We start from the raw sequence: 694 nt of genomic DNA, 5'->3' as shown, positions 1-694 counted from the left end.
ACTACATCATCCCCAGCGTCTTCAACGACAAGGTCGCGGGAGCGGTCGCCGGAGCCGTCCGGGAGGCCGCCAAGGCCGCCGGAGCGGCTGTGACGGCCACCACGACTGCCTGATCACGGCGCGTCGAGTGGCGCGCGGCTTGCCGGACCCCCATAAGGTGTCGGGCAGAAATCAGGCCGCAGCACGCGGCCGCATCCGAGGCTGCAGCGCTTTCCGTGTGACTCTCCAGGGCGCCGGATTGGCTTTCCCACTACTGGTGGGGGCAGGATGCGTAACCGGGCGCGAGGGTCCGGCAACGGACCCGGGTCCGGGGACTGTCCGAGGGCCCTGGCAGCATCGGCTTCGATCTCACGCCTCATTGGCAAGATGAACACGGGAGTACAACATGAACCGCAGTGAGCTGGTGGCCGCTCTGGCCGACCGCGCCGAGGTGACCCGCAAGGACGCCGACGCCGTTCTGGCCGCCTTCGCCGAGACCGTCGGCGAGATCGTCGCCAAGGGCGACGAGAAGGTGACCATCCCCGGCTTCCTGACCTTCGAGCGCACGCACCGCGCTGCTCGCACCGCCCGTAACCCGCAGACGGGTGACCCCATCCAGATCCCTGCCGGTTACAGCGTCAAGGTCTCCGCGGGCTCCAAGCTCAAGGAAGCGGCCAAGGGCAAGTAAGGCCTTTGTGAGCACTGCTCAGCACTG

1 protein-coding gene is annotated in these 694 nt (G+C 67.7%); it reads left to right on the top strand.

All coding sequences use genetic code 11. The features are described from left to right. Positions 1 to 385 precede the first annotated feature (385 nt). On the top strand, positions 386 to 667 hold the full coding sequence (locus HG542_RS31665; RefSeq protein ID WP_007382399.1) for an HU family DNA-binding protein: 282 nt from the start codon (positions 386 to 388) through the stop codon (positions 665 to 667). Positions 668 to 694: the final 27 nt, after the last annotated feature.

The sequence above is a fragment of the Streptomyces morookaense genome, assembly GCF_013030945.1.
GTDB lineage: Bacteria > Actinomycetota > Actinomycetes > Streptomycetales > Streptomycetaceae > Streptomyces > Streptomyces morookaensis.
This window is presented reverse-complemented; position numbering and strand designations above follow the sequence as displayed.

What these genes read in the sequence shown, in the direction of transcription:
- HG542_RS31665 (WP_007382399.1), top strand. Translation starts at nt 386, where the DNA reads ATGAACCGCAGTGAGCTGGTGGCCGCTCTGGCCGACCGCGCCGAGGTG.